We start from the raw sequence: 24,840 nt of genomic DNA, 5'->3' as shown, positions 1-24,840 counted from the left end.
TTCTATTTTAACTCCTGTAACTTAAAGATGGCTTATTAATAGCCAGGATTTTGGGGGAATGGTGCCCCAGTATTGGCGTCTCTGATCGACTGTGGAATTGGCCACAACGCATAATTTTCATTCACTTTAACAGCAATAGCGGGGTTATACTGTTTTACACGGTCAACATATTTCTTTGTACGAACCAAAGTAAATCGACGACTTTCCTCTCCTACCAGTTCCCTGATGCGTTCATCCAAAAGAAAATCCATGTTCATATTTGCTGCAGCTACATCTGTAGCACCTGCTCTTCTGCGCACTTCGTTTACGGCATCAGCTGCTTTAGCTGGATTGTTTTGTCCTAAATAAGCTTCTGCCAACAATAGATAAGTTTCAGCCAAACGAAACTTCATCCGATCTTTGTAACTTCCGGTTAAACTTAAATTCTCTGGCCGACCATAGAAGAATTTTGTAACCGCCGGAAATAAAGTTTTAGTAGTAAACCAGGTTTGCTCAGTGATTGGTGCCTTTTTGCCCACCAAAGAGCTTTCGTTAGGATTATTATAGTACCAGTCACGTTTAATATTGAAGTTTGAATTACGAATATCATTAGCCGTGAAGATGCCGGGCACGTTACCACTGGCATTCGTGCGGGCAGTACCAGTCCACCACTTCATTGGCACCAATTGCGCCAAACCACGACCACCAAGCGTATCGGCTAAAACGAAGCCAGTGATTGAAGAATAATTTGGAATCCATGCCCTACGTGTCCAATCATCTGAATTGGTACCGCCGCCTACTACATTAAACTGGAACTGCAATACCCAGAGGCTCTCCTTATTTGCAGCCGAACCTAATCTGTTTTGGTTATTTTCTAGAAACATATCGCTAAAAACATCCCCAGGTTTGTCTTTACTTACACCAAACCTGGTTTTCATCAGATTATAATATCCGCTATTAATTACCGCCAGTGCTGCCTGTTCTGCAGCTGCATAATCGCCTTGTAACAACTGAACTTCGCTGAGCAAGTGGCTTGCAGCCCATTTGGTTACTTTCCCGTCTTTTACCTGATCTGGGTTTGAGGGCAGATTTTGTACTGCAAATTTTAGGTCATCAACCATGTGGCCAATTACCTCTGCTTTTGGCGTACGCGTAAAGTTTAATTGAAAATCATAAAGAATTGTTTCTACGTACGGAACATCTCCATATAAATAAACCAGTGTACGGTAAGCGTAAGCCCTAAAAAAGCGTGCTTCTGCCTGAAAGCGGACTTTATCAGATGGCGAATCCCAAGTGGTATTTTGATCTGAATACACCAGCATTAAGTTGGCTGATGAAATTAAACTGTAAGCCCAATTCCAATAAGTACCTACAAAACGTTCGGTTGGTGTAAGGGTTAAATTAGCAAAGGCCATCAAAGAAGCATCACTGTTGATCACATCAGCAATGTCTGTTGCCGCCTGCAAGGCTTCATAAGGCGCAGCGCCATTATGGATATAAGCGCCGCCCTCTCCATAAGTATTATATTCAGAACGAGCGAGGGCATAAAGACCCGCACTACCTACTTCAAATCCGTAAGTACTGGTATAAGTATTGGTTGGCGCGAGCTGATTTTTCAAATCCTCCTCCAAAAACTTTTTACACCCGCCTAAGAAGATGATTATGATAAGCGCTAAGCTTGCATTAATAATATTTTTCATTTTCGTGTTTGTATTAAATTAGAAATTTACGTTTAGGCCAAACATGTAGGAACGTGCCGTCGGGAAAGAAGCCATCCATGAGTTATCGTAATTGAGTACCTGTCTGATGTTAGAGAAGGTATGTAAGTTATTTACACTTGCATTGACATCAATACCACTTAAGCCTAGTTTTCCTGTGATATTTTGAGGAACCCGATAACCCAAGGTGATGTTCCGCACCTGAACATAGTTTACTTTTTTGTAGAAACCATGTCCTTGCGTATTGAGGTAACCTGGGGAAACAATAGTTGCATTCGGGTTTTCAGGTGTCCAGTAGTTGGCGCCGTGAACATAGTTGGTGATTCCGAAAGTCCAGGAACCAAGGTTAGCCATGTGGTCATCACGCCAAACGCCAAACACGCCTGTCACCAATGCCGAAGCGTAAAAATTCTTGTAGCTTAAGCGATTGGCTAATGAAGCGGTATATCTCGGATTTTTCGAACCAATTACTTTTCTATCAGAAGTATTGATGATACCATCACCATTTACATCTTCTAGTCGGGCAGCGCCGGCAGCAGCTCCTGGCTGCATACTGTAGTTTTCACCACTTTGCCAAATTCCAATCATGTTAAAATCATAAAATACACGCAGTGGTTTTCCGATAAACCAGTTGTTATTGATGTCATCTTTTCCATCACCCCTCAGCTCTACGATTTTATCACGATTCAATGAGAATACTGATGTAGAACTCCACTTAAAATCTTTTTCGTCTATATTTTTTGTATTTAGCGTTACTTCAATACCTTTATTTCTGGTTGAGCCAATGTTATCATAAATACGGCTGTAACCATTCATAATTGGCACTGTACGGGTCATCAATAAATCTTTGGTATTTGATACATACCCATCAATCGTACCGGCTATTCTATTCTTTAATAACTGGAAATCTAAACCCAGGTTAGTAGAATAAGTGGTTTCCCATTTCAGATTTGGATTACCGATACCATCACCGGCTAAATAGGCGGTATTCACAGGAACACCGTTATCACCCCAAATATATTTTACATTGGAGTATAAACGGTCCAAGGACTGATAAGGAATTATGGCCTGGTTTCCGTTTGCGCCATAAGAAACACGTAATTTCAAGAAATCCAGCCATTTTATATTATCTTTCAGGAAATCTTCCTCACCAATATTCCAGGCCAATGCGCCACCTGGAAAAAATGCGTATTTATTGTTTCTTGCAAAAACAGAAGCACCGTCGCTACGTCCGGTAAACGTGAGCAAATATTTCCCTTTATAAGCATAATTTAAGCGTCCCATATAGGAAAGTAATGCCTTATCTTCCTTACTTGAGCCAATAACAATATTACGGGCAGCGGTGCCCATCATGAAATACTCGGTATCATCAGTTACAAAACCTTCACCACTTTGATTGGAATTTACAAGGCGATCAGCCTGCATACTGAATAAACCTGTCACGTCAAATTTATGATCACCAATTTGCTTTTCGTACTTTAACAAGTTTTCCCAGGTGTAATCATGATAGTGAGAATTGCTAACAGAAGCACGGCCACCCACTAAACCTGCCTGCTCTCTTCCATCAAAAGTATTTCTGCCATAGTAAGTTCCATTGAACCCACTTCTATAATTATATCCAAAATTAGATCTTGCCGATAATCCTTTAACAGGTAGTACGATATCGGCATAACCCGATAAAAAGAAATTTCTGTTCAACCGATCCTGGATTGCATTTACATTCCTCATTGGATTGGCAATTAATGAATACTCCATCGGCTCGGGTACATAATTCCCTGCGGCGTCTCGATAACTACCGTAAGGGCTTTGCTTGATGGCATGCTCAATATTTGGTTGGATCCCACCATCACTTCTTTGCGTAAATTGCATGCCCACACCAATAGTCAACCACTTATTAAAAGTTTGGTCTAAATTAGCAGTCATATTTAAACGTGATAATGTGGAATTGTATACTACACCATCCTGATCCAGTGCCGATAGTGAGGCAATGTATTTAGTACTTTCGGTTCCACCAGAAATGCTTAATTGATGATCCATTGTCATCGCTTTTCTAAAAATGTAATCTTGCCAATCGTGGGTAATTCCTTGCTGATAATTGCCCCGCTCTGTTACACTAATGATGTCGCCGGCAATAGGATCTAAAAGATAGCCGGTATAACCCTGCCTCAATCGACCAATGTCCTGCTGAAAGCGGATATATTCATTCGGACCCATTACATCAATACGCTGCATGGGCTCAGCCATCCCTAACTGCCCACGGTAAGAAACACTGGCCTTGCCTAGCTGCCCTCTTTTGGTTTGGATTAAGATAACTCCATTCGACCCTCTCGATCCGTAAATCGCTACGGCTGAAGCATCCTTTAACACTGTTAAGTTTTCAATATTGTTGGGATCTAGATCTGCCAAAGATCCGCTATAAGGAATTCCGTCTAAAATAATTAACGGGTTGTTACTAGCAGACAGCGAGTTTTCTCCACGGATAAGTAAGGTTTGATTGGCTCCAGGTGCTGCATTACCTGAGGTAATACTGAAACCGGCTACCTGCCCTACCAAACGATCCATTAAATTTGGCGTAGACACCATATTAATTTGCTCTTTTCCAACCACCGCTAAGCCGCCGGTAAGGTCTTTTTTCTTAGCCGTTCCATAACCCACCACTACAACCTCGTCCAGCTGTTTATCTCCACTTAACTTTACGTTGATTGTTTTGGAATCCGCTTTTATTTCCTGGCTATCAAACCCAACATAAGAGAATACTAAAATGGCCGCTGGCGCTGCCTTTAACGTATAATCTCCATTTTTATCTGTCGATGTTCCGGTATTGCTCCCTTTTACTTTAACCGATACGCCTACCAGTACATCGCCTTTAATATCAGTTACCTTTCCCTTAATTGAAATAAGATCCTGTGCATAACCCATGTTTACCGCAGAGAGAAGCAGGACAACAGCCATGAGACTGCTTTTGAGCATTTTGTGTATTTTTATTATCATACAAGTTTATAAATGGTTAGTATTAAGATGATTATTTATTCACTGCGCCAGTAAATCACGACGGATGTAAACTTCGCTGCTCATATTTTGCTTTGATATGCATGTATTTGATTATTTATTTTTATGGAAAAGGAGAGAGATACGAATAGTGGTAATTTCTTCTCTCGGCTGGAACACCGACGGACTCAACTTCCAGCTGTGTGTTTTGCTGATTAATTCTCATGTGCTGCATTATATTTGGTTGATACAAAACTAAGCGCAAATCAAAATTTGGAGGGGCTGTTTTTGTACGGAAATGGTTTGCTTTTGTACAATTAAAGGCTTTTAGCAGAATTTTTCGAAATTAAGATAGCTAATGAAGGATAAGCTATCTATTGCTCATTCAGGATGTTTTAGAAAACAAAAATTATATGGCTATGATCAGGAGAAAAAAAACAAGCACCTATCCATAAGGAAAGAAGCTCTATTTCGGGGAATTTTAAAGACATTAAAACTGCGCGAAAAAAACTAGAACAACCATAAATATTAATGCCTGGGATCTCTGAGAGGCCCATATGAAAAACTTATGAATGCAAACGATTGTAACCTGCAGATTTATGCACATGCGCGTGCAGTGAAGAACTACGCTTTAAATTTACTAATGATTTGGAAGATGCCAATGATCTTTTCCAGGATACCATGATCAAGCCCATTCGATTTTTTTATAACTACGAACAAGACACGAATTTAAGGGGTTGGTTGTTTGTCATCCTGAAAAATACTTTCATTAACGACTACAGGAAAAATCGAAAAAAAACGAGATCATAACACAGGAGGAAGAAATCTCATCGGGAAACTTATTAACCACTTCGCAAAGTAATGGTGCTATAGGTTCATTTTTTGTCGGGGACATTACGAAGGTTTTAAAAGCCTTACCTACTGCATATTCCATCCCATTTACGAGATATATGGAGGGTTATCAATATGAGGAGATAGCAAACGAACTTCAAATTCCATTGGAAACTATCAAAACGAGCATACGCCCAGTTCGGGAAATACTAAATACCGCTTGACAATTTATAAAAATAGAATAAAGTAATTATAGAAGCTCCCTAACTGAAGATTTAGGATTTGTTAGCTAGGTGACTCCATGCCGGACTGACAAGCATAGGACAAGACATCACTTATCCATTAACTTATTATTTATTAATCTGCTGGAGGTGATTGGTTTCTACCACAAGATACTGATTTAAAATTCCGAAATGATATCGTCAAAGCTACCCAAATCCTTTATATCATACATATCCAAATATCCCAGCATAAACTGATCCAGCTAGGCATACAGGTTTCAATTCGGTTGCCTGTTGAGCCATGGGGTAACGCCTCTTGGTCCATTCCATGGAATGGTGCTTAATGAGGTGGTGATTCTTGCGCTGGAGGTCATAGGCATCTACATACAGGATTGTGCCACCGCTGGAAAGCACGCCATAATAAGGGATATAGGTGAGCATATTAGGCATGACGACCGGATTAACACCGAAGAAACTGATGCGCGAGCCGTCCTGTTTATAGCTTTGTCTATATAAAACCTTGTCATCATAAATAAAATAAACCGGTTTGCCGCCCTGGTTGTATGTAGTGGTCCCGGCTTTTTCAAAAGTTATTGCGTTGAGGTCGGGGAACCAGTCAGGATGCTCGGGCTGCGCCCATAGGCCAACAATGCTGGGGGCATTTATTGGAAAAAGCTTCATATCCACCATAGAAATGATTGGCGTGCTGCCGCCGGTAATGCTTTTTCTGTCGGCAGAAATGATATAAACCTGAGGTGAGTTAAACTGTTCTTCCCCTGGCAGCTCAAACATTATGGTGATCTTGGTTTGACCCTGCGGCCGCTGTTCTACTTTGGTTATTTTCCCCTTAACATCTCCCCTTCTCCAAACGCTTAAAGTGAGGTGCGACCAGAAGGTGACTTCATCTGCTGCACCGAAGCGCAGTGACAGGGGCCTTGGGAAATAGTGGTCGCCTACGTTGGCCAGGCCCGTGTACTTGGTATTGGAAAAGCTGTATGTGCCTTTGCTGTCTTTATCCGGATTCAGCTGAGATTTATATTTTTTACATGCAGTGCTGCTCAATAAAATAAGCACGATCATTAGTTTTAACGATTTTTGTATTATCTTTTTCATGGCCTTGGCTATTGGGGTCTGTTACCGGCATCAGTAGGAAAAAGCCCTTCGTCTACCTGGGTACCCTGTCCCGCCACCCGGCACCAGTTGCCCAAGCGTTTGTGGTAGACTTCCAGCCGGCGGACTTTGATGCTGATGTCCTGGCCGTTGACCAAGAGGTTTACTTTAATCAGCAGGTTCACCACGGCGATGTTGCCCTCATAGATACGGATGTATTCATTACCCGGAACTGGCCTGACGGACTTGAAGGTAAGCTTTTCTTTTTGCTGCACGGCTAACCATTGCTGGCGAGAAAAAGAGATATCCCCTTTTGGTCCCACAGCTATCATGTCGCTACAGTCTGTTGTCACTCCCGGTTTTTGGCTTCGCAAAACTTGCCTGATTTCTGCCCGTTCTTTGGGATAGCTTGTCGTATCCATCTGGGCGGTGACATGAAGATAAAAGAATGACAAAAACGTGAATAGCAAAACTGTTTTCATGGTTGATTTTTTGTTTAAAGGTAAAGGCATGGAATATTGATGGAATAAAAAGTAGCCTAAGTTACTCCGGGGAAAGACACACAATCATTTCTGGTCTATGGAATGATTTCGTCGTCGATAAAATGCTTTGATAGACGTGATACCCGGCTTGGTCGAATATCCGGCAGCGAATGGGATTAGCAGGGAATTGATCTGTATATTAGAGCTGAAATCAGATCCATGATGCAGCAACTTCCTTTTCTTTTCGCGCGTGAGGGAGGCTGGCGCCTTGCCCGGCACCTGAGTTTTTGGTCCGCATGGTTTATTTTTCAGCTGCTGTTATACTCCTTTTCACCTTCCCCGGTGCTCCAACATCAGGCTTTCCTTAACCGGATTTTAATTACGCTGCCCGAAACGCTAATTTTCCTGATTCCGAGCATGTTCCTGGCCTACACGCTGATGTATTGGGTTATCCCCAGGCAGGTGATTCCAGGGGATTATCTTTGGGCGGTATTGAGCTCGATATTACTAATGGTGCTCACTTCCGCCTTGTCCGCTGCTTTGTCGATGAGCCTGGTGGATTACCTGCGCCATAGAAACGGAGCCCGCTTATCGCCAAGGATTGCTACTGAGCGGCATCCAGTCTTTTACATCCAGCTCGGCACGCTATGCTGGCAGGTCTTCGGGGTAGTATCACCGTAGGCGGGGTTGCCGCGGCGGTTAAGCTAATGAAGTGTTTTTATCAAAAGCAGGAAGCTGCACTGCGATTAGAGAAGGAAAAGGCGAACGCAGAACTTCAGATGTTGAAAGCGCAATTGCACCCCCATTTCCTCTTTAATACCCTAAATAATATATATGCTTTTACGCAGGAAGTTTCCCCGAAAGCATCGGCCATGGTTATGGGACTCGCCGAGCTGTTACGTTATATCTTATATGATTGTAATAAGCCATTGGTTCCGCTTGATCAGGAACTTAAAATGATCCGCGATTATATTCAGCTCGAATCCGCGCGCTATGGGGAGGGTCTCGATATTTCCCTTCAGCTGCCAGACGGCGGCGGTTACCGCATAGCCCCCTTAATCCTTTTACCTTTCGCTGAAAATGCTTTTAAGCATGGGGCCAGTCAGCTAATTGAGCGGCCCTGGATAAGCGTCGATATTTCGATGAATGTTGACTGGCTAACAATGAAACTTATTAACGGAAAGCCCGGACAGCTTAAAACAGGAATGCCTGGCATCGGAATTGAAAACGTCCGCAAGCGGCTTGAGCTCCTCTACCCCGGAATGCATGCGCTAAAAATCAGTAATATGGAGGAAATGTATATTGTTGACCTGGAAATTAAGCTATCTGATCATGGAGAATAATGTAAAGTACAATTGCCTGATTGTGGATGATGAACCCCCGGCAAGGGAAGTTCTGAAGCGCTACATTGCCCAGCTTCCCATGTTGCATCTGGCAGGTGAATGCAGCAATGCTCTACAGGCGGCTGCAATGCTAAAGTCCGAGCACATCGATATCCTGTTTCTCGATATCCAGATGCCGCAACTGAGCGGGTTGGAGCTGATAGGCGCACTCATCAATCCGCCAAAAATCATATTAACTACCGCTTTCGGGCAATACGCGGTTAAAGCTTTTGAACTGGAGGTCACAGACTACCTGCTTAAACCAGTAAGTTTCGAGCGGTTTTTAAAAGCGGCGATGAAAGCTTTGCCTGATCAGGATTCTGCGCAGCAGGCACCAGTGAAAAAAGGTGCAGCGGATTTTTCCAGCCCTGCATTCCTTTACTTTCGTGCGGATCGTAAAATGATTAAAGTCCAGCTGGATGAGATTCAGTACGTGGAGAGTTTAAAGGATTATGTCAAAATCCATACGACCAGAGGCACGGTGATCACCAAACTTACAATGGCCTCACTTGAAGCCATGCTCCCCGTGGCTGCTTTTCTAAGGGTGCACCGGTCATACCTGGTGGCTTCTGATAAGATAGATTCTTATACTCCAGATGAAGTTTATATTTCAGCCCGGGAAATACCAATTGGCGCCAAATACCAAATGCAGGTTCTAGCGGCTTTAAATTGTGTAAATAGATGATTTATTAAAAAACCAGCCACGTTTTCAATCATCAACGGAATCTAATGTGATTTAGCTTGCCATGGTTTATTTCCCTGTTAAATAAATAAATGGATAAAGTAGAAATAACAGTTAGAACAGACCTAATACACAGGCAAAAAGATAACTATAGTACATTCAAAATTGACTTTAGATCTGTCGCCTGCATTAAAAACAAAAGATGCACATGGTTGCAAATTTCGGCTTCGTTGACCAGACGATTCCGTTGTGGATTGACCAGTATCAAATTGAAACCGACTTATCTCCATCATGTCACTAATCAACCTGTTGAGATGATCATTTTAGGCCGAACAAACTGAATTTGATTTCCGAAATAAGTTGATCACTGCTAGCGAAATCTCGAAATCAGCTAAAGAAGGTGTCGACCGACTTGCCAAGCTTAAGCCATCATTAGCGCGGTTAGACCCTCCAACCGACCACGCCAGAACGTACCTCTCTACTAATTTCTTATGTAAAAATGGTAAATTTTGGAGAAATAGGTGGCAAATGTGGTGTAGAGTTTATTCAAAAAGCTTTATATGACTTGACCTTAAAAAAAAGCAAAACGGGAGATAAAGTCAACATACTTAATGCTGTCAGTTATTACTTGAAATATTGATCTATATTTGCCAGCTGGTAATGAATGGACAGGGTAGCCACTTTACGGTCCCTTTCAAAAATTGGACTGGTGATGATGATACTATTACCACTTTGTGTATTCAGTCTGGCTGAATCTGTCGAGAGGAAGTTGATATTATAGAAAGTGGAATACAGATGTCCAATCTCTGACTTTTTACTTGAAGCTATGATTATTCCGTAATTATCAATCACGGATGCCTCCTGCAAATTCTCCATGGTCATAAGCTGGTTAAGATAAGTACTTACAGCTTTCCTATCCCCTTTCAAAAGTTCAGTGCGGATTGCCAGACCAATGGCTTGCTAAATACCAGCAATTGGTTTTTTAATGAAGCATCTAACTTAGCAGCAATTTTGTTTTTATAAAACTGGCTCTGCCTTTGACTTTTCTGAATGATGGACTTCCGTTCTATTGATTTCCATGCCCAAAGTGAAAGAATGACAACAATACTTACAGCGATTGAAATCAAAAAAGTTTTAACGGAGATGGTAGATTCCTGCCTCCTGTGGATTTGAATATGTCTATTTGCTGAAGTGGCCATTGATGTAAACCTGTTTGTTTACAATGCCGAACATGGTGATTTTGTTTCCACCTTCGACGAAAATTAACAAATGCACGTTTGTATAGAAAATAGGGAGGAAATCACAAAATATCGGACTAAGAAAACCTGTATGATTACCTATAAAAGAAGCGATATCAATGTTAATCCGTTTCATTTGAAAATAACCCTCTAAAACTGGTTTCTCTAGATGTGTAAATAATTGGTCAACTACTTATTTTAGCCAATACACTTGGAAGTAACAGCAGCAAGCTCATACCTACTACTTAACTAACAGTATTCAATTTATCAACTTGACTCGGATGACCCCGGACAAGTGCAAACGACTTTTAGAACTTTGAGGTTATTTGTGTGATTGAATAAGTGCAAGTTTATAAACAGATTAAGCGTACGCAAGTTCAATAAACTGCTTGAGCGCCTTCTTGATCTCTTCCTGACCCGAAACTCGCTGCAAGTCTATTCCGCAAAAAGGATTTTCCTGCATTTTGGCATGAAGGGTAAGATAGTAGACCCCGCCCATCAACAATGCATACATCGCCCGAAAGTTTTTATCGCTGCCTTCAAAATGCGCATCGAAGACCTCGCTCATCACCTGATTACCGATATCCTCACGTTTCAGATCAAGCGCTTTCAAAATCGGCAATTTCTCGCTGAGTCCCCATGTAATGATCCGGCGCATCTCCTCATTATTTATCAGGCTGTCAAACTGGTTCTCCAGCACATTGTAAGCAAGCATCTTACCGGCATCCGCCTTGCTGGTCTCCACAATACCTCCCACTTCCTCCGGACGGATCTTCCAATAGTCGTTGGTATTAAGATACTCTTTTACTAGTCCCTCAAGGCTACCAAAATAGTCATAGATCAGTCTCCTATCTACCTTTGCGACATCAGCAACCCTGCTGATGCTCAGCGCCGAAAAACCATCCTTTTTCAGGATTTCTCCTAGGGCATTAATTAGGTTTTCCTTGGTGCGTTCTTTGTTTCTGACCGGGCCATCTGTAACTTTTCTTGCCATTTAAATCAACTTTGGTGCAATTTGCGATTTTTTGCGCCACCATCAAAGATTCCGCCCGCACAAATAAACGTCATCTTCATTTCCATGAAGCGACAAGCCACAGTTTGACAAAGGGTAACGTTGGATTAAAAACACGATACAACAAGAAAAAAAGCAAGAAAAATTTATATCACACTATTGTGATATAAATTTATTTCACTAGTTTTGTCTTCTCCGTAAATTGGAGAAATTAATACTGTACTCGATATCCAACACAAAGGCTCTGAGTACCCATTCAAAACTTTGCAAACAACCATTTGAACACACTGAACAATGAAAAAAATTACCTTTTGTTCCTCCATTTATTGGAACGATATTTTGTAATCCTGTAGCAAGGAACAAGAAGCACAACTGATCCAGATGCAGACAGCAGAACAAAATCCGAAAACGCTCAGGTGCAGAAATAGAGCCGTATCGTTGACACTTCATCAATTCTGCGATACAAAGCGCCAGACTCGCTGCTATCTGATCAACCTCCAAAAGATCGTGACCAGTGATAGCTATTACAAAAGATGCACAACCAGGTCAAGCATATTCTATAAACGACATTGATTTATACTGATGAAATAGCAATGGCATACCCTACCCAAAATAAAAAACTAAAATTATTATATATACTTAAAATCCAACATTATCAATGTTATCCACTAACCTATCCAACCCACAAGATCTCAAAACCCTGATCAAACAAAGAAATTTTTTGAAAGGCGTTCTCATTGGAATCTGCATCCTTTGGCCATTTGTACTAGCAGCCGCCATTTATTTTTATTACAAGAAAGATAACATTGCGCTGTTTATACCCTCAATTACGATTTTCATCAGTTTTCTACCCATCTATTTACGGATCAAAACATTGACTTCCGAAATAAAATCAAAAGAACTCAGATAGTCATCAATCAGAAAAAGGCGAACGCCCACTATCCAATGAAAAACAAACTTCATATTACTGCCCTTATTTTTCTATTGACATTGGCTTCCTGCTCGAAAAAAATCATTTACAGCCAGAAAAAGATCTATCAGAACAAATTCGAAGATGCAGTTCCAGTACTCAATATCGCAACATTCCATATGGGCGAAACCTCAGATGCAAATTCAACAGCTTTCGACGAGAAAGACTCAAAAAACCAGAAAGACATCAGAGACCTGGCAAGGAAACTGGCAGCGTTTAGCCCAACCATAATCATCATCGAAGACCGTCCAAAAAATGATTCGACCAGAAAAGCAGATTACATGAACTACCTCAAAAATCCGAAAAAGAGATTCAAAGATCCGGATGAAAGAGAGCTGCTTGCCTATGAAGTTGCAAGATTAAGCCGTGCAGAAAAAATATATGGAATTGACTTTAAAGAGGGTTATGACTACCAGATCGGCGGCAAAGTAAAACATACAATGGACAAAAGCACCAATAACAGGTATTGGAAACTCATCGAGGAGAACGAGAAGAAAAACCCTGAGGAAGGCATTCCCTTTTATGATCTTTTCAAACTCAATAACCACCCCCAGTACCTGGAAAGTATGATCAATATCAATGCAGATATGCTGACCTATATCTCCAGCAAGGGTAAATCAGAAGGTGCCGACGAGGCCGCAAAATTCTATCATAGGAATCTGGTGATCTTCTCCAACCTCAATCAGATCCCTTTAGAAAAACGACCGGATATTTATCCTGATGGGTGGAACACATACCGCATTTTTCAATGATTTTCTGAGACGAAGCCCCAAATATAAATTGGAGGATCCATTTGATTATCTGAAATAACATTGATCACAAATTAGGAATCGGCTGGTAGAACGCATAATTACATCTATTACGATCAGGCTATTAGCCAATTATACTCTTGCCCGGAGTTTGTAAATATGCATATAGACTTTATGTTACCGCAGCAATGGAAGGTAATAAAGTATTATGTCAAAGCAAACTAGCTTATGTTTGATGAAGAAGCCAAAAGATGACCACAGACATCATCAAAATTCAAACTCTTAGCTTTTTTAAGCTGCGTCACCAAGAATCCGAAGGAAGTCGAGCCCACCAACCTAACCACCTGTATTTCAATACCTTACATATGCTTTTTGGAATTTTCGTTTCAAAGACTCACCTCGCCTTCTTTTGATTGCAAATCTTAATAAAGTTAAAAATAAATCATTTATTGTAGTTTTTTATTTTAAGAAATTTCTTTTTAAGAAATTTGTCCGTTTCTTCATCTTTTAGAAATTTTCGCTGCGATTTAATCCTCTGCCGCATAAATTAATACCAAAGTGGAATATTAAAATCATTAGGTATCCTGCTGAGGATCACTAAAGAAACTTAACATTATCAATCAAATTGCACCATATTTAAAAATTAATAAATATGATGAAAATAACATTGATAACGGAAGAGGATTTAAAATCTTTTAGAGAAGATCTTTTAAAAAATATTGAGGAAATCATTATGTCTTCTCCTCGTTCATGTAAAAAATCAGATTGGTTGAGAAGCGCTGAGGTTAGAGAAATTCTGAATATTTCTCAAGGAACGTTGCAAAATCTGAGGATACATGGAACCATAAGCTACAGTACAGTAGGCAAAACGCTTTACTACAAGCGAACAGACATCTACGAACTATTGGAAGCCAATCTCAAATAGTTTAAGAACAATACCATTGATTACTTTCACAACTTTTCGCTATATTCAAATATGGAAATATTCGAGTCAAGTCCATACGTGATTGAACGTGCAAAAAGAATGGCACCATATTTTGCGAAAAGAAACTGGTTTGTCACCGCCCGATATGCACATAGAAGAAACAGGTTTGCCGGTTAATGATATAGAATACATATTTTACCATAATGGCCGTCAATACAAATCATTTACGGTTTATGATATCAGGGAGTTTGATGTTTGGGATGAGTAACTGATAACCCTATCACGAACAGCTTATTTCTTGAATACGCAGGTTACCTCACCACATCGTTGGTATGCATCACATTTACCGCCCGCAACTCTTCCTAAAAAATAATTCAAATTGTAACTTTATCAAATCTTTTAACAACACCTTTGTCTTCCCAATATTGACTCTTATCTTTTAGTTATTCTCATCTTTGACATAATCTTCTTTTACCGCATTATTATACACGGCTATTATCCCTCTTGTTATAAGCCACTTCTAAATTAAAAAGTTGGCAGTTGATTCCCGGAACTATTTTACAACTTATCTATAACAAGGTTGTAGAAACTACTTTCGGAATGACCTCTACCACTGGTATATTTAATGGCTATTGCCTTATAAATAAAATTCGCTTGAAATATTAACGCTACAAATATGTAATTGGAGTTTTGTATAATTTAAATGACTAACATTATAGAATCTTAAAATCTTAATTTAACGTAAAAATTATGCAACTCAAAAACACCTCAAAACTATTTCTGACGCTCTTATTTGTAGTATCCCTAACCTACATGTCGTGTAAAAAACCGAAAAAACAGTAACCACAATTGAATCTCTAAAATCTGACGAAAGATTTATCGCTATTGTAAAACAAAATGCATCTCTAATAGCAAATGGCAGTAATGGTAAAGAAGCAGTGTCATTAATTACTAAACCAAATCCAACTGCGGCAGAACTTAATAAATTTTCTACATTACTAGGATTCAAAGATTTCGCCGAATACTCTGACTTTGTTCAAAAGCAGGATGCAGTTCTTCTTAAACTGAAAGAAGAATATCAACTCGAAAAAGTGAGTCAAAAAGATCTAACAACGATAGGTATCGAAGTCTTGAATTCCACGAAACACCATTTAAGATTAGCAGTTTGAAAGGTAATGTTGTGCAGGTTGAGGATATGAACAATTGCGAAAGAATTCGCAGAAATTGTATAATAATGGTAGGAGCAACAGCTACCGCAGCTCATGTTGCGTGTGTTGCGGCAGATCTTACGGTTCTTTTGGGCGCTGTGTGCCATGGTGCAGCAATTGCTTACCAATTAGCTGCGGGTGATAATTGTAATGCGGCGGCGCAAGATTGTAACGGAGTGGTGACAGCTGAATAATAAATAAATATGGAAAGAAAAATTTCTCTAAAGTGGTTAGGTATAGTTCCTTTCGTACTTTATCTTTTAGCTACTCAACTCTTTGATATAACTACGGAGACCAAGATTATTATATTATCTGGAGTTATAGTATTAGGGATTGCCTCCTTAGTTTTTAACTACAAGGCTTTGCGTCAAAATAATAATTACAAAATGTTTGTATTATTTGTAGCAGCTATCCTCACTATTGGGATTTTCTTATTCCAATATATTCGTTAGAATGTATTCCACATAAAGTAAAATAGCGAAATCCATGGTTTAGCTATTTATATATGGGTTTAATTGCTTTCGTCTTGATTATTTCAGGCTATTGGCTGTGCGATAATATAGTATTGCAACAGCTTTGCACTATTAAAAAAATAAATCTACTTTCATTCCTCACTTTCTTGACGGAACCGCAGCCACCTAATGAGTTGGTAATCCGCCGTAATTTTTTTGTGATAATCCTCATACTGGCAAGTACCGGTGCGGTGCAATGGTATTTTGGAGAGTGATATCAATTTGCTATGAATATTGATAAGCCATCGTACCATTAATCAACCCCAACAGTCATTCTAACCGGTTTTCCCTGCCTATCCAAAACATGTACTACATTAACAGCCCTCAAAGATCTAGCGATAAACGCTATATCGAATTGAACTACATCAAACCGCTGGAAAGTATTAGTAACATCTTCTGAATAGAATCTTATTCTTTGTTCGTTGCTATCTTTTATTACGCCAATCTTGACTTTTCTGTTGTATGCGATGACAATCCCCGTTCTCATAAATTAAATTTAATGTCAAACTGATCTTCCGGGAACTTTTATAAAACGTATTTATACGTGATAAGTTTTGAAAATCAGGTAGTCAGCACCCAAACAATATCGCGTTAAATAGGTTGTGAAGCTGTCAATCCCGATATATGCGTACCATAAACTTAGCTTTTCAATGGCTATCATTGAAAGTTTACTATATCCTCTATAAGACCGATTTCTGGAGATTACTCAGATTAATGCTATACTTATTTGTGTCCGCAGCCATTCTCATCTTACTTATTACAACCGGGATACTGACATCTTCAATGAAGGAGTTATTCATTCATTAATATTCAACGTCTAAAAAAAATGAAGTTTAAGTTAATTTTATCGTCCCTACTGTTTTATTTTATTTCTTTTTCTGCCTTTAGTCAGGGATGTTTAATCGCAAATTACGATCAGTTTGATAAAGTATTCAATCGGCCTACATCATCGGGTGCAACAACATTTACACCAGGCAATGGTTACAACTTTGTTAATTAGGCGGGTACGTGTGGACCGCACACTTATATCCAGGTCTTTGGATCTTCTTCTGGAAGTTGCTCAGTTACTGATGGGCGAACAACAAAAACAGGCTTATATTACATGCAGATATCACAGCCATTCACAAGAGCTTGCAATATTCCTTTAGATGATCACTTATGGTGGATGATTCTGCTAATATCGCCAGCAACTTATCTTTTTATAAGACGTAGGTTTGCATATCGTAATAAAATGCAATAGTTTAAACCTAATTTCTTAATCATCAAAATGAAATCTTGTGTTGGTTAATATTTTGCATTACTTTTATTGCTCAATTTCCTTACCTATGAAACATTTTCTTTTACTCCTATATTTACCGCAACTACATCTTCAATAATAGCTCAGATAGGCCCAAAATCCCTCGGTTGTCCAATTATTTAGAGCGTCTATTGTTCTTTCTTCTATATCGTCTTCAATGTTATCTAGTTCATTGTTTGAAACAATATGGTCTTCTTTTTTAAAGGTCTCCTTAATGAAATTGTACAGGCTATTGTGAAACTTTATCTCGCAACTGACGCCTCCCCAAGTATGTAAACAATCGGTTCAGCGCCGTTGAAGAATGGGTAATTATAATTCACCATTGCCGGAAGGCCGTAATTCTTTTGATAGTTTTCATCATTCAACCAGAAATCTTGGCACCGATTCATTTCCTGGAAAGCAAACAATCGATCAGTAAGCGTTTTCTAATCACCGAAACCAAACTCTTCTGCCAGTTCGTAAAATCCGGGACCATGATCGGCCAATTTAGAATACATCGCCATCGAACTTAACAGTGGGCGCTCGTGTTCATGCTCAAACTTGGAAATCGCATAGAGTTCGTTGCTCAAACTATTGCGGTGATCAATATTATTATGATCGAGTCCCAGCTTTTTCATCACATCACCATAGGTAATTGGCATTTTTTTACGTGCCTGATCTATAAGTAAGGTCCTAATTTGATTATTCATTCAATGAGCGATTTGGTGAAAGGCAGTAAGAATTTAATGAATTGAGAATCCAGTAAGTAGGTTAACAATAGTTATGCTAGATCAATTGTTTCATATTCACAGCCTCCATAGCTGGCCTCACAAAAGTACTCTGTAAACAGAAAATGTTGTCCTACAAACACACCACAATTGGGACAGGTATTTGCATAATAGCTTTCCTGTCTAGTTGCAGAGAATTGTTCCTTGATAAGAACGCCATGTTCTTCGGCCAGTCTCATTTCTTCCTTGGTAAATTCCTCTGGTCCGTAAATCTGGCCAGTCCCTACTTCTTCATTTACTAATGCAACATTGAACATTTCCTTGCATTTATAACAAGGTGATTTGACAATAAACATCTGTTTTTGAACTTTCTTATCCATGAGCGTTAATATTTAATTACTTAACTAAGGTAGAAAATAGCAAACAAAAAATCTAACAATTAAAGCTCAGTTTTTCCGGATTTAAATACCTGTCTACTAGTTATAAATTATTTAAGTGGATAAATATTTATGCCTAGTAGAGTAAAACACATTTGCTAGTGCCCCATGTTTGCAGGATAAAACGAAAGCCAATGTTAAAAAGATACAGAAACGAAAAATTCAGTCTCACGCCAGTAAAAGCGCAACGGAACGCAGGTAAACATTAAAAAGCTTTCTGATATGGCCGTAAATGCACTTTGTGAATTGGACAAACTGTATGACATCTCCTCAATAAGGCGAAAAGATACCTAGTAGGCATTTTATTCCCTGACAAAATCACCTATGCTGAGGGTGCCTGTCAAACTCCGAAACTCAACCGGGCAGCGGAGCTGATCTATCTGGAAAACAGGCATTACGGGCACAGAAAAAAGGGGCAAAACCCTCTTAAAAAGTATTTGCCCCATAAAGGGTGGCCTCACTTGCTTCTGTAGACGGATTTTATGTACGATTTAACGCGTCTAGCGAACCTAAAGGGGAAAATGATGGAGATTGATCCGCAACTTTCAGAGCGGCTTTTGAAAACATAGTATGTTTTAGTCGCATGCGCATAACCTCAATCAATTTATCTCTAGTAGGGAACTTTTAAAGTTCTCTACTAGAGATTTTTCAAACAAAAACTATCCTAGTAGAGATAATTATAATCTAGAACTGACGCCTAAACACCTGCTCATTTTTTTCTTTATAAAAAGAATAAAGAATAGCATCAACGAACTTAAAATACTTCACAGAATCTTTCATTGCGCGGATCTCTTGGAAAAGAGATTGCAGCGGAAAATAGCTGTTAATATCGGTTTCGATTATTTCTGATTTGATACCTTCCGAAAAACTACCGCTCAAAGTTTTTATTGGTTTCTCGTCCTTTAAAATCTGAAATGAAGATCCATGACTATATGGATTTCTTATGGTTAAGATATACTCCTTGATTTGCTGGTGCTGAACTTCAGAAATTATATTTCGCTTAAGCGCCTCGTCATTAAGATCATTTAAACTACTACTCCTTCTATTTTTGTAAGCGGTTTTGATTTTCTTTTGGTTTTCCGGAATCATTTTTTCTATCCCTGACTCTTCAATCACGATCACGGCTCTGAGAAATTTTTCCAGCAAATGATTGGTTAGCATTATGGCTGCTTGATGAAGGTCATGTACTATACAAAGAATGATTTCCTTCCTGATGGAATCCATTTGATTTTCAAAGACAATGGAATAGTTTTCAAATATTTCGTTAAAATTCGCTCTTGATGGCTTACGTAATTTGACGAACGCGTTATTAATATCTTGATCCATATCTCAAAGATACCGTTTCCTATTTCAACATAAAATTGCTATATTTAACATTCACCCTTGAATATTAACTGAAAATATTCGAGGGTGGTAGAGTGGCTGATTACGGCAGACTTAAACTCTGTTAGCTCCATTGGGGCTCGGGGGTTCGAATCCCCCTCCTTCCGCCAGATCAGTGATGATGAGGGGGCAACAATAGTAGTTATAAAACTATTGTTGCCCCTTTTCGGATTTTTCTCCTTCTATTATTCCTGCCAAGACTTCACTATATTTACATATGAATCAAACAGTTAACTATAAACATGCCTGTTAGCAAGACAAGAAAGTTAAAAGGTGGACTGCCTTCAGAAAAATAGACGTCTTAGTGATTCGCGGATTTCAATCTGTGATTGTCAATGAGCAGGCCAATAAAGGTGTCATATTCACCAGCTCTACATTTTCACCCGATGCGATAAAGTACAGAAACGACCATAACCCACACCTTATTGACTTAAAAGACTATCATGATATCATTAAATGGATAACCGAAACCAAAAAAAATCAATAGTGCACCAGATAAATTGATTATCGATATTCGTTAGGACATTAGTTGGTCAGCATTACATCCTGCAAAAATATATAAGCAGGAGATTTTTCATTTAAAATAAATTGCGTGAGTGACTGAATGGAAATCCCGCAGGCATGAAGAAATGAAATCGAAACTGCGATTGAATGAGCACGCCAAAATATTTATTGTAGAGAAAATTTGCCGGACATGAATTCAAAAACATTTTATTATCTTTAATAATGAGGGATTTAGAACCTCCCTTTGAGCTGCATTTCAATGAAGAACTTTTGCATATTGCAGAACATGAAATAGCCGGAAAGAGGGTTTTTTATGTAAACTTTAGTTCCGGATTAAAACCATTAGTCATTGGAGTGGGCTTAAATTTAAGGGACCAAAAATTTTGGACTTCCATTCCAGAGGGACGCCAGAAAGAGGCTGCAGCAATTGGAAAGTTAATAGCGGTGTATATCCGCAATAAAAGGAAATAGGATTATGTGTTATTACAATGGACAAAGAGTAACCAGAGCTGAGTTTATCCAGCTTAAACAGTTAGAAAAAGCCGTAAAAAATTACGATTTTTTAGATACCGGCGTTCACAACGGTTTCAACTATGCACCCTGTGCAATCTTAGTGTCTACAGACGATCGCAGGGATTTTGAAATCCAGCAAGCCGAATGGGGATTTATTCCGGGATATGCCAAAGACCGCGAAGAGGCAAAGAAATTCAGGGGCATGTATACGACGCTAAATTTCAAGGCGGAAAATCTTTTTAAGAATGAGGCAGGCAAAAAGTCTATGTGGGCAGAGGCTGCACGTCAGCGCAGATGCCTTGTACTTTCTACCGGGATCATCGAATCCATGCATGTGCCTACCTATGGTAAAAAGGGTCAGCTATTAAAGGCTACCGATAAAGTGCCCTATCAAATCGGAATCGTGGGCAAGGAATATTTCTGGTTTGCCGGCGTGTATAATGATTGGTTCGATAAAGAAGTAGGACAATGGGTGCGCACGGTAGCATTTGGTACAACGGCTGCAAATGGCATCATGCAGCAGATCCACAACTCTAAAAAACGCATGCCAACCATACTTACCGATGATCTTGCCTGGGAATGGTTAATGGAACAGCCCAGCGAAGAACGTTTGACTGAAATTGCGCTTACCCAAATCCCTTCGAAATTGATGGAAGCATGCACCATTGATAAGGATTACCGTTTTGCCGGTGAGGCTACCCCTCTTAATTATCCGGATCATCCTGCCCTTGACCTTAGTTTCGTAGACCAGGAACAACTGGATTTTGACCACTGGAGAAATTAGTGTTCATTTTTATTTTAGCGCAAAAGAAGAATAGATATGTCCAATGAAAAACCACTCCAGCGGCAGTTGGCAAGCCAGGGATGGAAACAGTTCCTCGCTGCAAAAACCCGCATGCTTGCTGCCTATGATCTAGCGAAAGATATGGAAAACAACAAGCTGGTTAAGGTCAGACATGGTCTTGTAGCAGAAGCCGAATTCAGAAAGTGGCTAAGCGAATTTCTGCCAAAGAGATATGCGGTAACAGCTGGGTATATCATTTCTCCCGGAATTTCCAGTAAAGATCATATGGTGCATTATGATGTGATCGTATATGACCAGCTGGAATCCCCAGTGCTCTGGGTCGAGGGTAATCCAGATTCTTCCAATCAGGGACAGTCGCTGGCAATTCCTGTAGAGTATGTCCATGCGGTATTTGAGGTGAAATCCGCGTTTAACAGACGATCCGGCAAAAATGCAGTGAACCAGCTTTCCAAGCTAAAGCCATAATTGGCTCGTGTAGACCCTCCGACCAGTCGCGCCAAAATGTACCTTCCTGCCAATTTCTTTTGTGCGACGGTATTTTTCGAGCTCCGTAAAGAACATGAAAAAGATTTTGCAGCAATGAATGAGCTGGTTAATGCCACAATGATCCGAAGATTTTATGGGGGAATTATACTTCGTGCCTAAACGCTTGAAAAGTATAACAGTGGAAAAATAACGTTCAGAAATGAAAACGTCAATGCTGAGCCAAACAATAACTCATCGTTATCCTTTTGGTCAACATCGAAATGCCTGAAGTATAAGGATGATCAATATTTCAGCCTGTCATTGACATTCTGGGAACAGCATTTTTCCGAATTTGCGTTTGACATCCTGGCACTTTTAAAAAATACCTATCAGCCTAACGTCCTGTCCAGTCTATATTGCACAGGCTCCACGGCCTTGGAAAATGGCAGCGTTATAGAAACCAGGTACGCTGATCCCGAGGGCTACAAGCGATTCCAGGTAGAAACGGCAGCCATCCTTAAAGCAAAGGGTTTCGTTGGATTTGAGCCATCGGATCTCTAATCTTTGAAGTTTTCTTTTTTGGCAACAGGAGAGAATAATCTTTTTTATTTCCTTTGTGATATAAAATTGGCAGTCTTTAGCGCACAACGTTAGGCGATGTCCTGATCAGAGTTTTCCACCAAAAGTACAATCTTTTCAACATCTTATATTTTACTAACAATTTTAGCTTTATGTTTGTTGTATAATTTGATAATACTAATATAAATAGTATAAAATTAACTCAAATACCATGGATGCTAAAAGGGAATTGTTTCAAAAATTGCAACAGGATATCCTGTTGTGGCAGGGCTTCAAGCCCGTAGCCTCAGGCAAGGCTGAGCGCATCGGCCTTGGAGAGATTGAAGATGCTTTCCCTGGTGGAGTATTTCCAAAAAAAAGCAATCCATGAGTTTATCACTGTTCAGCCCGAGCATTCGGCGGCGAGTGACGGCTTCATTGCAGGATTGCTTGCCGTGCTGATGGAAAACGGTGCAGCCTGCGTTTGGGCAAGCACCTCTCGTCGGTTGTTTCCGGCATCGCTCGGCCTTTTCAATGTCGAGGCCGAGCGCATTATTTTTATGGATGTCCGGACCGAAAAGGATGTGTTATGGATCACGGAGGAAGCACTAAAATGCGAGGGACTTGCGGCCGTGGTCGCCGAGGTCAATAATCTGTCACTTATCGAATCCCGAAGATTGCAGCTGGCCGTGGAGTCCAGTGGCGTTACCGGATTTATCCTTCGAAAAGATGAAAATAAAACCGCAAGCACAGTAGCCACCGCAAGGTGGAGGATCAGTCCCCTCCCTTCTCAAGCTGAGGATGGTATGCCGGGCCTTGGGTTTCCTCGCTGGCAGGTCGAGCTGCTTAAGGTGCGCAACGGAAATCCTGGAAACTTCGTGCTGGAATGGGCGGGAGAAAGATTCGAAGAAGTTAAGAAACTCAAAAAAGAAAATGTTTGGTCTGAAATGGAGGGCAGGCAGATTGGATAGATATTATGCAAAGGCGTTTTGTTTCAATATGGTTCCGCCAGCTGCTGGCTGACTGGCAGCTTATCCGCAGGCCCGAGCTTTCCGGTGTACCTTTTGTTTTTGCTGCGCCCGACCATGGCCGAATGATGATCACAGCAGTGAGCGAGCTGGCACAGGGATTTGGCGTAGAGGTTGGAATGCGTGCTGCCGATGCAAAGGCCATTTGCCCCGGACTTGAGGTGTTGGATGATAAACCTGAAAGACCAAAAAAAATTGCTCAAAGGTCTTGGCGAATGGTGTGTGCGCTATTCTCCAATTGTAGCCATCGATGAATTTGCAATGGATGGGCTGATCCTAGAGGCAACCGGATGCAGCCATCTTTGGGGCGGCGAACGCGGATACCTGAAAGAAATCGTTTCCAGGCTAAAAAGCAAGGGCTACACGGTTCGCGTAGCAATAGCCGATAACCCCGGCGCTGCCTGGGCCGTGTCGCATTTCGGAAAAATTACCCCGCTGATTCCTGTTGGGGAACATGTGGATGCGCTGCTCAATCTGGTACCCGATGCATTAAGACTCGACGATACTACCCTGGCAAAACTTCGAAAACTGGGGTTCTATCAGATCAAAAGTTTTATCGGAATGCCCAGGTCGGTTCTGCGCAGAAGGTTCGGTGAGGATTTTCTGCTTCGCTTAGCCCAGGCCATAGGCACAGAAATCGAAGTACTGTCTCCCCTTCAGGTGCCTGTGCAGTTTAGCGAAAGACTTGCCTGCCTGGAGCCTATCAAAACAAGAAACGGAATTGAAATTGCCATCCATAAATTACTGGAAAACCTGTGCAAGCGAATGCAGGCCGAGGGGAAGGGACTACGCTTTGGTGTGCTTACCTGTTACCGGATCGATGGCAAAGTGGTACAGGTTGATATCGGTACGAGCGGAGCATCGCATAACATCAGTCACCTGTTGAAGCTTTTTCAGCTGAAAATCGATCAGATCAGGCCTGCCCTTGGCATCGAGCTTTTTGTGCTGGAAGCACCAAAAGTGGATGATGTAGAGGTTCCCCAGGAAGAGATGTGGACATCGAAGCCTGGCCTTGATGATCAGAGTGTGATCAAATTGCTTGACCGCGTCGCTGGAAAGGTGGGGTTGCAGGTGATACACCGTTATCTACCCGCTAAACGGTATTGGCCGGAAAGAGCGATACTCAGTGTGTACGT

General features: G+C 40.5%; 26 protein-coding genes and 2 pseudogenes. 18 read left to right on the top strand and 10 right to left on the bottom strand.

Translation table 11 applies throughout. The annotated features are described in order from the left end of the window. Nucleotides 1–35 precede the first annotated feature (35 nt). Both ON09_RS04340 and ON09_RS04335 read right to left on the bottom strand, forming a co-directional pair. A complete protein-coding gene (locus tag ON09_RS04340) occupies nucleotides 36–1,679 on the bottom strand; it encodes a RagB/SusD family nutrient uptake outer membrane protein (protein ID WP_010599834.1) in 1,644 nt (547 codons plus the stop codon). An 18-nt stretch (nucleotides 1,680–1,697) separates the two neighbouring features. Continuing rightward, nucleotides 1,698–4,649 carry a SusC/RagA family TonB-linked outer membrane protein gene (locus ON09_RS04335; protein WP_157258836.1) on the bottom strand — a complete coding sequence of 984 codons (2,952 nt, stop codon included), beginning with the start codon at nucleotides 4,647–4,649 and terminating at the stop codon, nucleotides 1,698–1,700. A gap of 717 nt (nucleotides 4,650–5,366) precedes the next feature. Here ON09_RS04335 and ON09_RS25870 point away from each other — a divergent pair. Both ON09_RS25870 and ON09_RS25865 read left to right on the top strand, forming a co-directional pair. After that, nucleotides 5,367–5,495: a sigma-70 family RNA polymerase sigma factor gene (locus ON09_RS25870; protein ID WP_238533604.1), complete on the top strand. Its 129-nt coding sequence runs from the start codon at nucleotides 5,367–5,369 to the stop codon at nucleotides 5,493–5,495. 140 nt (nucleotides 5,496–5,635) lie between these two features. Further along, nucleotides 5,636–5,740, top strand: a complete 105-nt coding sequence (locus ON09_RS25865) for a hypothetical protein (RefSeq protein WP_238533603.1) — start codon at nucleotides 5,636–5,638, stop codon at nucleotides 5,738–5,740. 222 nt (nucleotides 5,741–5,962) lie between these two features. On the opposite strand, the gene ON09_RS04330 is transcribed toward ON09_RS25865, so the two are convergent. Beyond that, nucleotides 5,963–6,850, bottom strand: coding sequence for a hypothetical protein (locus ON09_RS04330; protein WP_157258835.1), 888 nt, complete (start codon nucleotides 6,848–6,850; stop codon nucleotides 5,963–5,965). 8 nt (nucleotides 6,851–6,858) lie between these two features. After that, on the bottom strand, nucleotides 6,859–7,329 hold the full coding sequence (locus ON09_RS04325; RefSeq protein ID WP_157258834.1) for a nuclear transport factor 2 family protein: 471 nt from the start codon (nucleotides 7,327–7,329) through the stop codon (nucleotides 6,859–6,861). Between the two features lie 219 nt (nucleotides 7,330–7,548). Between ON09_RS04325 and ON09_RS25090 the strand changes: the two genes are divergently transcribed. Genes ON09_RS25090 through ON09_RS04315 form a run of 3 tightly spaced genes read left to right on the top strand, consistent with a single transcriptional unit; the run spans nucleotide 7,549 to nucleotide 9,396 of the window. Next, nucleotides 7,549–8,010, top strand: a complete 462-nt coding sequence (locus ON09_RS25090) for a hypothetical protein (RefSeq protein ID WP_157258833.1) — start codon at nucleotides 7,549–7,551, stop codon at nucleotides 8,008–8,010. Further along, a complete protein-coding gene (locus tag ON09_RS04320; RefSeq protein ID WP_010599831.1) occupies nucleotides 7,977–8,672 on the top strand; it encodes a sensor histidine kinase in 696 nt (231 codons plus the stop codon). The genes ON09_RS25090 and ON09_RS04320 overlap by 34 nt, the downstream gene beginning before the upstream one ends. Beyond that, nucleotides 8,662–9,396 carry a LytR/AlgR family response regulator transcription factor gene (locus tag ON09_RS04315; RefSeq protein WP_010599830.1) on the top strand — a complete coding sequence of 245 codons (735 nt, stop codon included), beginning with the start codon at nucleotides 8,662–8,664 and terminating at the stop codon, nucleotides 9,394–9,396. Before ON09_RS04320 ends, ON09_RS04315 begins: the two co-directional genes overlap by 11 nt. A gap of 621 nt (nucleotides 9,397–10,017) precedes the next feature. On the opposite strand, the gene ON09_RS04310 is transcribed toward ON09_RS04315, so the two are convergent. Together ON09_RS04310 and ON09_RS04295 are read right to left on the bottom strand one after the other, a co-directional pair. Next, nucleotides 10,018–10,269, bottom strand: coding sequence for a hypothetical protein (locus ON09_RS04310; RefSeq protein WP_157258832.1), 252 nt, complete (start codon nucleotides 10,267–10,269; stop codon nucleotides 10,018–10,020). Between the two features lie 723 nt (nucleotides 10,270–10,992). After that, a complete protein-coding gene (locus ON09_RS04295; RefSeq protein ID WP_010599827.1) occupies nucleotides 10,993–11,625 on the bottom strand; it encodes a TetR/AcrR family transcriptional regulator in 633 nt (210 codons plus the stop codon). Between the two features lie 963 nt (nucleotides 11,626–12,588). Here ON09_RS04295 and ON09_RS04285 point away from each other — a divergent pair. The 5 genes and pseudogenes from ON09_RS04285 to ON09_RS04265 all read left to right on the top strand — a co-directional run bounded on the left by ON09_RS04285 (nucleotide 12,589) and on the right by ON09_RS04265 (nucleotide 15,947). Then, nucleotides 12,589–13,423 (top strand): annotated as a pseudogene (locus ON09_RS04285) (DUF5694 domain-containing protein). Between the two features lie 591 nt (nucleotides 13,424–14,014). After that, nucleotides 14,015–14,287, top strand: a complete 273-nt coding sequence (locus tag ON09_RS04280; protein ID WP_238533602.1) for a helix-turn-helix domain-containing protein — start codon at nucleotides 14,015–14,017, stop codon at nucleotides 14,285–14,287. 145 nt (nucleotides 14,288–14,432) lie between these two features. After that, nucleotides 14,433–14,555 (top strand): hypothetical protein, encoded by a 123-nt coding sequence (locus ON09_RS26465; RefSeq protein WP_262495815.1) that lies wholly within the window; start codon nucleotides 14,433–14,435, stop codon nucleotides 14,553–14,555. A gap of 966 nt (nucleotides 14,556–15,521) precedes the next feature. Then, entirely contained in the window at nucleotides 15,522–15,689 is a 168-nt protein-coding gene (locus ON09_RS04270) for a hypothetical protein (protein WP_157258831.1), read from the top strand. 9 nt (nucleotides 15,690–15,698) lie between these two features. Further along, nucleotides 15,699–15,947 (top strand): hypothetical protein, encoded by a 249-nt coding sequence (locus ON09_RS04265; protein WP_010599821.1) that lies wholly within the window; start codon nucleotides 15,699–15,701, stop codon nucleotides 15,945–15,947. Between the two features lie 313 nt (nucleotides 15,948–16,260). On the opposite strand, the gene ON09_RS04255 is transcribed toward ON09_RS04265, so the two are convergent. After that, the gene (locus ON09_RS04255) at nucleotides 16,261–16,494 is read right to left on the bottom strand and encodes a hypothetical protein (protein WP_010599820.1); all 234 of its coding nucleotides are present in this window, start codon (nucleotides 16,492–16,494) and stop codon (nucleotides 16,261–16,263) included. 339 nt (nucleotides 16,495–16,833) lie between these two features. Between ON09_RS04255 and ON09_RS25085 the strand changes: the two genes are divergently transcribed. Continuing rightward, the gene (locus tag ON09_RS25085) at nucleotides 16,834–17,007 is read left to right on the top strand and encodes a hypothetical protein (RefSeq protein ID WP_157258830.1); all 174 of its coding nucleotides are present in this window, start codon (nucleotides 16,834–16,836) and stop codon (nucleotides 17,005–17,007) included. Between the two features lie 722 nt (nucleotides 17,008–17,729). On the opposite strand, the gene ON09_RS04250 is transcribed toward ON09_RS25085, so the two are convergent. From ON09_RS04250 to ON09_RS04240, 3 genes are all read right to left on the bottom strand, one after another. Then, nucleotides 17,730–17,993 carry a hypothetical protein gene (locus ON09_RS04250; protein WP_010599819.1) on the bottom strand — a complete coding sequence of 88 codons (264 nt, stop codon included), beginning with the start codon at nucleotides 17,991–17,993 and terminating at the stop codon, nucleotides 17,730–17,732. A 71-nt stretch (nucleotides 17,994–18,064) separates the two neighbouring features. Further along, complete coding sequence (locus tag ON09_RS04245; RefSeq protein ID WP_010599818.1) at nucleotides 18,065–18,391, bottom strand: hypothetical protein; 327 nt, start codon at nucleotides 18,389–18,391, stop codon at nucleotides 18,065–18,067. A 741-nt stretch (nucleotides 18,392–19,132) separates the two neighbouring features. Beyond that, entirely contained in the window at nucleotides 19,133–19,774 is a 642-nt protein-coding gene (locus ON09_RS04240; RefSeq protein WP_010599817.1) for a hypothetical protein, read from the bottom strand. Between the two features lie 334 nt (nucleotides 19,775–20,108). Between ON09_RS04240 and ON09_RS26770 the strand changes: the two are divergent. From ON09_RS26770 to ON09_RS04205, 7 genes and pseudogenes are all read left to right on the top strand, one after another. Continuing rightward, a pseudogene (locus ON09_RS26770) lies at nucleotides 20,109–20,318 on the top strand (restriction endonuclease); the annotation flags it as partial. A gap of 239 nt (nucleotides 20,319–20,557) precedes the next feature. Further along, nucleotides 20,558–20,806, top strand: a complete 249-nt coding sequence (locus ON09_RS04230; protein WP_010599815.1) for a hypothetical protein — start codon at nucleotides 20,558–20,560, stop codon at nucleotides 20,804–20,806. Nucleotides 20,807–20,810: 4 nt separating this feature from the next. Further along, a complete protein-coding gene (locus ON09_RS04225) occupies nucleotides 20,811–21,632 on the top strand; it encodes an SOS response-associated peptidase (protein ID WP_010599814.1) in 822 nt (273 codons plus the stop codon). Nucleotides 21,633–21,668: 36 nt separating this feature from the next. Then, complete coding sequence (locus tag ON09_RS04220) at nucleotides 21,669–22,118, top strand: DUF6602 domain-containing protein (RefSeq protein ID WP_010599813.1); 450 nt, start codon at nucleotides 21,669–21,671, stop codon at nucleotides 22,116–22,118. 890 nt (nucleotides 22,119–23,008) lie between these two features. Continuing rightward, nucleotides 23,009–23,647, top strand: coding sequence for an ImuA family protein (locus ON09_RS04210; RefSeq protein WP_202947114.1), 639 nt, complete (start codon nucleotides 23,009–23,011; stop codon nucleotides 23,645–23,647). A gap of 5 nt (nucleotides 23,648–23,652) precedes the next feature. Further along, complete coding sequence (locus tag ON09_RS24075; RefSeq protein ID WP_051010170.1) at nucleotides 23,653–23,958, top strand: Y-family DNA polymerase; 306 nt, start codon at nucleotides 23,653–23,655, stop codon at nucleotides 23,956–23,958. Further along, nucleotides 23,900–24,840, top strand: a 941-nt coding sequence (locus ON09_RS04205) for a Y-family DNA polymerase (protein ID WP_162097934.1), incomplete at its 3' end; no start/stop codon positions are given. The genes ON09_RS24075 and ON09_RS04205, both read left to right, overlap by 59 nt.

It is taken from the genome of Pedobacter agri PB92 (assembly GCF_000258495.1).
In the GTDB taxonomy this organism is placed as follows: Bacteria; Bacteroidota; Bacteroidia; order Sphingobacteriales; family Sphingobacteriaceae; genus Pedobacter; species Pedobacter agri.
This window is presented reverse-complemented; position numbering and strand designations above follow the sequence as displayed.

Excerpts from the sequence above, each read along its gene's own strand:
- ON09_RS04340 (WP_010599834.1), bottom strand. The coding sequence starts at position 1,679 with ATGAAAAATATTATTAATGCAAGCTTAGCGCTTATCATAATCATCTTC.
- ON09_RS04335 (WP_157258836.1), bottom strand. The coding sequence starts at position 4,649 with ATGGCTGTTGTCCTGCTTCTCTCTGCGGTAAACATGGGTTATGCACAG.
- ON09_RS25870 (WP_238533604.1), top strand. The coding sequence starts at position 5,367 with ATGATCAAGCCCATTCGATTTTTTTATAACTACGAACAAGACACGAAT.
- ON09_RS25865 (WP_238533603.1), top strand. The coding sequence starts at position 5,636 with ATGGAGGGTTATCAATATGAGGAGATAGCAAACGAACTTCAAATTCCA.
- ON09_RS04330 (WP_157258835.1), bottom strand. The coding sequence starts at position 6,850 with ATGAAAAAGATAATACAAAAATCGTTAAAACTAATGATCGTGCTTATT.
- ON09_RS04325 (WP_157258834.1), bottom strand. The coding sequence starts at position 7,329 with ATGAAAACAGTTTTGCTATTCACGTTTTTGTCATTCTTTTATCTTCAT.
- ON09_RS25090 (WP_157258833.1), top strand. The coding sequence starts at position 7,549 with ATGATGCAGCAACTTCCTTTTCTTTTCGCGCGTGAGGGAGGCTGGCGC.
- ON09_RS04320 (WP_010599831.1), top strand. The coding sequence starts at position 7,977 with ATGCTGGCAGGTCTTCGGGGTAGTATCACCGTAGGCGGGGTTGCCGCG.
- ON09_RS04315 (WP_010599830.1), top strand. The coding sequence starts at position 8,662 with ATGGAGAATAATGTAAAGTACAATTGCCTGATTGTGGATGATGAACCC.
- ON09_RS04310 (WP_157258832.1), bottom strand. The coding sequence starts at position 10,269 with ATGGAGAATTTGCAGGAGGCATCCGTGATTGATAATTACGGAATAATC.
- ON09_RS04295 (WP_010599827.1), bottom strand. The coding sequence starts at position 11,625 with ATGGCAAGAAAAGTTACAGATGGCCCGGTCAGAAACAAAGAACGCACC.
- ON09_RS04280 (WP_238533602.1), top strand. The coding sequence starts at position 14,015 with ATGATGAAAATAACATTGATAACGGAAGAGGATTTAAAATCTTTTAGA.
- ON09_RS26465 (WP_262495815.1), top strand. The coding sequence starts at position 14,433 with ATGCACATAGAAGAAACAGGTTTGCCGGTTAATGATATAGAATACATA.
- ON09_RS04270 (WP_157258831.1), top strand. The coding sequence starts at position 15,522 with ATGGTAGGAGCAACAGCTACCGCAGCTCATGTTGCGTGTGTTGCGGCA.
- ON09_RS04265 (WP_010599821.1), top strand. The coding sequence starts at position 15,699 with ATGGAAAGAAAAATTTCTCTAAAGTGGTTAGGTATAGTTCCTTTCGTA.
- ON09_RS04255 (WP_010599820.1), bottom strand. The coding sequence starts at position 16,494 with ATGAGAACGGGGATTGTCATCGCATACAACAGAAAAGTCAAGATTGGC.
- ON09_RS25085 (WP_157258830.1), top strand. The coding sequence starts at position 16,834 with ATGAAGTTTAAGTTAATTTTATCGTCCCTACTGTTTTATTTTATTTCT.
- ON09_RS04250 (WP_010599819.1), bottom strand. The coding sequence starts at position 17,993 with ATGAATAATCAAATTAGGACCTTACTTATAGATCAGGCACGTAAAAAA.
- ON09_RS04245 (WP_010599818.1), bottom strand. The coding sequence starts at position 18,391 with ATGGATAAGAAAGTTCAAAAACAGATGTTTATTGTCAAATCACCTTGT.
- ON09_RS04240 (WP_010599817.1), bottom strand. The coding sequence starts at position 19,774 with ATGGATCAAGATATTAATAACGCGTTCGTCAAATTACGTAAGCCATCA.
- ON09_RS04230 (WP_010599815.1), top strand. The coding sequence starts at position 20,558 with ATGAGGGATTTAGAACCTCCCTTTGAGCTGCATTTCAATGAAGAACTT.
- ON09_RS04225 (WP_010599814.1), top strand. The coding sequence starts at position 20,811 with ATGTGTTATTACAATGGACAAAGAGTAACCAGAGCTGAGTTTATCCAG.
- ON09_RS04220 (WP_010599813.1), top strand. The coding sequence starts at position 21,669 with ATGTCCAATGAAAAACCACTCCAGCGGCAGTTGGCAAGCCAGGGATGG.
- ON09_RS24075 (WP_051010170.1), top strand. The coding sequence starts at position 23,653 with ATGCAAAGGCGTTTTGTTTCAATATGGTTCCGCCAGCTGCTGGCTGAC.